Genomic DNA, 5,328 nt, shown 5'->3' on the forward strand with positions numbered 1-5,328 from the left:
TCGCGCCGTGCCCCCGGAGCGACGCTGGAGGGAGGGAACCCCGGCGAAGCCGGGGCCGGATGTTGGGGCAAGTTTTTTGGTTCCTTTTCAACGATTGGAAAAGGGACTCGCCCGGGAGGGCGAAACAGAGACTCGAAGCTCACTCGGCAATGAGCCGAACGAAAAGACTCCAAGCCCCCTCACACCGGATTACCAATCCGGCGTAAGCCCCATTCCCCGGTAATCCGTGAAGAACCAGAAAAAAGCCCGTCGCAGGACGGGCTTTTCTGACGGCTCCGGCCTCAGTGGGTCCGGGCCACGGCGAACTCGCTGAGTTCGATCAAGGCATCGCGATAGACGTTGGACGGCAGCAGGTCCAGGCAGGCGATGGCGCGGGCGACGTAGTCGCGCGCCAGGTGCGCGGTGTAGTCCAGGGCGCCGGCGGCTTCCACGGCGGCGCGGATGCCTTCAAGGTCCTGGCTGCCGCCTTGCTGGATGGCCTTGCGTACGAGGCTGGCCTGTTCCGGGGTGCCGTCGCGCATGGTGGCGATCAGCGGCAGGGTAGGCTTGCCTTCTGCCAGGTCGTCGCCGACGTTCTTGCCGAGGCTGGCGGCGTCGCCGCGGTAGTCGAGCAGGTCGTCCACCAGCTGGAAGGCGATGCCCAGGTAGTCACCGAAGGTACGCAGCGCCTCGGCCTGCTCGGCGGAGGCGCCGGCCAGCATGGCAGCGCTGTGGGTGGAGGCCTCGAAGAGCATCGCGGTCTTGCCGCGGATGACTTCCATATAGGTTTCTTCGGTGGTGCTGGCGTCGCGGATCTTCGACAGCTGCAGCACTTCGCCCTCGGCGATCACTCGGGTGGCCTGGGAAATGATGCGCATCACCGGCATGGAGCCGAGTTCCACCATCATTTCGAAGGAGCGAGCGTAGAGGAAGTCGCCTACCAGCACGCTCGGCGCGTTGCCCCACAGCGCATTGGCGGTGGAGCGGCCACGGCGCAGGCCGGAGGCGTCGACCACGTCGTCATGCAGCAGGGTGGAGGTGTGCAGGAACTCGATGGTGGCGGCCAGCAGGCGCAGCTGGTCACCGCCAAAACCCAGAGCGTTGCCGCTGAGCAGTACCAGCAGCGGGCGCAGGCGCTTGCCGCCGGCGGAGACGATGTAGTCGCCGATCTTCTCCACCAGGGGGACGCGGGAGGTCAGTTGCCGACGGATGATCTCGTCGACTGCGGTAAAATCGTCCGCCACCACGCGGTAGAAAGCCTGGGGTTGCATCAGCCAGAGGTGCTCCTGTTAGGTTGCGCGGCATGCTAGGGACCGGGCCGGAGGCTGTCAAGGCGAGCCCCGGCGGTGCTTGCGCGGCAATCGCGGCTTGCGTACAATCGCGGCCCCTGAACTTCCTTGGGCATTTTCCTGCCTTACGCAATTGCACGGGCGTCAGTTCCGGCCCCATGCAGCCATGCCGACCCATACCTCTTTCTATAAAGCGTCGGGTGAGCAGGTTTAACGGAGAAAATCCATGTACGCAGTTATCGTTACCGGCGGCAAGCAATACAAAGTCGCTGAAGGTGAATTCCTGAAGATCGAGAAGCTCGAAGTCGCCACCGGCGAATCCGTGACTTTCGATCGCGTCCTGCTGATCGGCAATGGCGAAGACGTGAAAATCGGTGCTCCGGTCGTCGATGGCGCCAAAGTAGTCGCTGAAGTGGTCTCTCAAGGCCGTCACGACAAAGTGCGCATCATCAAGTTCCGCCGTCGTAAGCACCACATGAAGCGCCAGGGCCACCGCCAGTGGTTCACTGAAATCAAGATCACCGGCATCCAGGCCTAATTTCCTTTTTGGAGGATTTGACTCATGGCACACAAAAAAGCTGGCGGTTCTACCCGCAACGGCCGCGACTCAGAAAGTAAACGCCTTGGCGTGAAGCTGTTCGGCGGCCAGGTTGTCAAAGCTGGCAACATCATCGTGCGTCAGCGCGGCACCAAGTTCCACGCCGGCGTCGGCGTTGGCCTGGGCAAGGATCACACCCTGTTCGCGAAAGTGGACGGCGTGATCAAGTTCGAGGTCAAAGGTGCTTTCGGTCGCAAGTACGTAAGCATCGTCGCGGCCTGATCGCGACCTCGCTGGAAAAGCCCCGTCTTGCGACGGGGCTTTTTTGTTTCTGATGTGCGGAAACTCTGAATTGCTCGAGCTTCCCTGTATCCTATGTTCTTTGTTTTCTTCAACCCGTCCCCGTGGCGGGAGGCGTCCTGATGAAATTCGTCGATGAAGTATCGATCTTTGTAAAAGCGGGCGACGGCGGCAATGGCCTGATGAGCTTCCGTCGCGAAAAATTCATTGAGAAGGGCGGCCCCAACGGTGGTGACGGGGGCGATGGCGGCTCCGTGTTCATGGAGGCCGATCCCAATCTCAATACCCTGGTGGACTACCGCTACACCCGTCGCTTCGACGCCCAGCGTGGCGAGAACGGCGGCAGCAAGGACTGCACCGGGCGCAAGGGCGAGGACCTGATCCTGCCGGTACCGGTGGGCACCACCGTGATCGATGCCGCGACCCAGGAAATCATTGGCGACCTGACCAGGGCCGGCCAACGCCTGCTGGTGGCCCAGGGCGGCTGGCACGGCCTGGGGAACACCCGTTTCAAGTCCAGTACCAACCGCGCTCCGCGTCAGACCACCAAGGGCAAGCCGGGCGATTCCCGCGATCTCAAGCTGGAGCTGAAGGTACTGGCCGACGTTGGCCTGCTGGGCCTGCCGAATGCCGGCAAGAGCACCTTCATTCGTGCGGTCTCCGCCGCCAAGCCGAAGGTGGCCGATTACCCCTTCACCACCCTGGTGCCGAACCTGGGTGTGGTCAGCGTCGGTCGCTTCAAGTCCTTCGTGGTGGCCGACATCCCTGGCCTGATCGAGGGTGCCGCCGAAGGTGCCGGCCTCGGCATCCGCTTCCTCAAGCACCTGGCGCGTACCCGCCTGCTGCTGCACATTGTCGACATGGCGCCGCTGGACGAAAGCGATCCGGCTGAAGCTGCCGCGACCATCATCGAAGAGCTGGGCCGCTTCAGTCCGGCGCTGACCGAGCGCGATCGCTGGCTGGTGCTGAACAAGGCCGACCAGTTGCTGGATGAAGACCGTGAGGCGCGGTTGAAGGCGGTTATCGAGCGTCTGGACTGGGATGGTCCGGTGTTCGTGATCTCCGCCCTGGAGCGCGAGGGGACCGAGGCCATTTCGCAGGAAATCATGCGCTACCTTGACGAGCGCACCCTGCGCATGGGCGAGGAGCCGCAATACGCCGAGGAGCTCGCCGAGCTGGATCAGCGTATCGAGGACGAGGCCCGTGCCCGCCTGCAGGCCATGGACGATCAGCGCGCCCTGCGTCGCGCCGGCCTGAAGAGCGCCGGTGCCGAGGACGACGACGATTTCGATGACGACGAGGATGACGGCGACGGGCCGGAAATCTTCTACGTACCCTGACTCCGGCGCCGCCCGGCGCTGTGGGATGTTCGCATGGCCGCGCGCCTTGCCGCGCGGCCTTCTAGCTAAGGTTGGACGATATGCGGGACAAGGTGACTGGCGCGCAGCGCTGGGTGGTGAAGATCGGAAGTGCATTGCTGACGGCTGATGGCCGCGGGCTGGATCGTTCAGCCATGGCGGTCTGGGTCGAGCAGATGGTGGCCCTGCGCAATGCGGGCGTGGAACTGGTGCTGGTGTCTTCCGGTGCCGTTGCCGCCGGGATGAGCCGCCTGGGCTGGAATAACCGTCCGAGTGCCGTGCACGAGCTGCAGGCGGCGGCGGCGGTGGGGCAGATGGGCCTGGTCCAGGCCTGGGAGTCCAGTTTCGCCGAGCATGGCCGGCACACTGCGCAGATCCTGCTGACCCACGACGACCTCTCCGACCGCAAGCGCTACCTGAACGCCCGCAGTACCCTGCGCACCCTGGTGGAGCTGGGCGCCATCCCGGTGATCAACGAGAACGACACCGTGGTCACCGATGAAATCCGCTTCGGCGACAACGACACCCTGGCCGCCCTGGTGGCGAACCTGGTGGAGGCCGACCTGCTGGTGATCCTCACTGACCGCGATGGCATGTTCGATGCCGATCCGCGCCACAATCCCGATGCCCAGCTGATCTTCGAAGCCCGTGCCGATGATCCGGCGCTGGATGCCGTGGCCGGCGGCACCGGCGGCGCCCTGGGGCGTGGCGGCATGCAGACCAAGCTGCGCGCGGCGCGCCTTGCGGCTCGCTCCGGAGCCTACACTGTGATCGTGGGTGGACGAATCGAGCGCGTGCTGGACCGCCTCAAGGCGGGCGAGCGCCTGGGGACCCTGCTGGCTCCCGAGCGTGGGCTGCTGGCGGCGCGCAAGCAGTGGCTGGCTGGCCATCTGCAGACTCGCGGCACCCTGGTGCTGGATGCGGGGGCGGTCAAGGCGCTGCGCGAAGATCGCAAGAGCCTGCTGCCGGTGGGCGTGAAGGCTGTCCAGGGCAGTTTCCGTCGTGGCGAGATGGTGGTCTGCGTGGGGCTGGATGGCGCCGAAATCGCCCGTGGCCTCGCCAACTACAGTGCGCTGGAGGCGCAGAAGATCATCGGTCAGCCGTCGGATCTCATCGAGAAGCTGCTCGGCTATGTCGACGAGCCGGAGCTGGTGCACCGGGACAACCTGATTCTGGTCTGAGTGGGTGGAGGGATAGATGCGCCTTTTCAAGGGATTGGTGGCGGCCCTGGCGGCTATGCCGCTGCTGGCGGCGGCCGAAGAGATCGGTTCGGTATCCACCGTGTTCAAGTGGGTGGGGCCGAACGACAAGATAGTGGTCGAAGCGTTCGATGACCCTGGGGTCGAGGGCGTGACCTGCTACCTGTCGCGGGCCAAGACGGGTGGGGTGAAGGGTGGTCTCGGGCTGGCCGAAGACCGTGCCGAGGCCTCGATCGCCTGTCGCCAGGTGGGGCCCATTCGCTTCAAGGGCGAGCTCAAGGATGGCGAGGAGGTGTTCAAGGAGCGCACCTCGCTGGTGTTCAAGACCATGCAGGTGGTGCGTTTCTTCGACCGCAAGCGCAATAGCCTGGTCTATCTGGTCTACAGCGACAGAGTGATCGAGGGGAGTCCGCAGAATGCGGTGACTGCCATCCCGATCATGCCCTGGCCGACGAAGCCCTGACCTGATGCGAGAAGCCCGACGAGTTCGGGCTTTTTTGTGGTTCTTCGCGGATTTTCGGGGAGGCATTGGATTCGCGCTGGATTGGCAAGATTGTCTGATAGCCATGGATTGGCGCCGTGCAGGCGGATGCTGCCCTCTCCCCCCGGCCCCCGCCCTGCGCCCCGGCCTGATCGCTTCGCGCTCAGGCGCTCATCGGCACCGG

Annotated in this window: 6 protein-coding genes; 5 read left to right on the plus strand and 1 reads right to left on the minus strand. The window is 64.3% G+C overall.

What is annotated here, in order from left to right; translation table 11 throughout:
- Positions 1-281: 281 nt before the first annotated feature.
- Positions 282-1,250: a polyprenyl synthetase family protein gene (locus E8F11_RS25965; RefSeq protein ID WP_280291796.1), complete on the minus strand. Its 969-nt coding sequence runs from the start codon at positions 1,248-1,250 to the stop codon at positions 282-284.
- Positions 1,251-1,494: 244 nt separating this feature from the next.
- Here E8F11_RS25965 and rplU point away from each other — a divergent pair, with 244 nt between their 5' ends.
- The 5 genes from rplU (at position 1,495) to E8F11_RS25990 (ending at position 5,126) form a co-directional block, all read left to right on the plus strand.
- Entirely contained in the window at positions 1,495-1,806 is a 312-nt protein-coding gene (rplU, locus tag E8F11_RS25970; protein ID WP_016490856.1) for a 50S ribosomal protein L21, read from the plus strand.
- Between the two features lie 24 nt (positions 1,807-1,830).
- The gene (rpmA, locus tag E8F11_RS25975) at positions 1,831-2,088 is read left to right on the plus strand and encodes a 50S ribosomal protein L27 (RefSeq protein ID WP_120653000.1); all 258 of its coding nucleotides are present in this window, start codon (positions 1,831-1,833) and stop codon (positions 2,086-2,088) included.
- 140 nt (positions 2,089-2,228) lie between these two features.
- A complete protein-coding gene (gene cgtA / locus E8F11_RS25980; protein WP_280291797.1) occupies positions 2,229-3,446 on the plus strand; it encodes an Obg family GTPase CgtA in 1,218 nt (405 codons plus the stop codon).
- Between the two features lie 80 nt (positions 3,447-3,526).
- Entirely contained in the window at positions 3,527-4,645 is a 1,119-nt protein-coding gene (gene proB / locus E8F11_RS25985; RefSeq protein WP_280291798.1) for a glutamate 5-kinase, read from the plus strand.
- Between the two features lie 16 nt (positions 4,646-4,661).
- Complete coding sequence (locus E8F11_RS25990; protein WP_280291799.1) at positions 4,662-5,126, plus strand: CreA family protein; 465 nt, start codon at positions 4,662-4,664, stop codon at positions 5,124-5,126.
- The last annotated feature ends 202 nt before the right edge of the window (positions 5,127-5,328 follow it).

It is taken from the genome of Pseudomonas sp. BN417 (assembly GCF_029871205.1).
GTDB lineage: Bacteria > Pseudomonadota > Gammaproteobacteria > Pseudomonadales > Pseudomonadaceae > Metapseudomonas.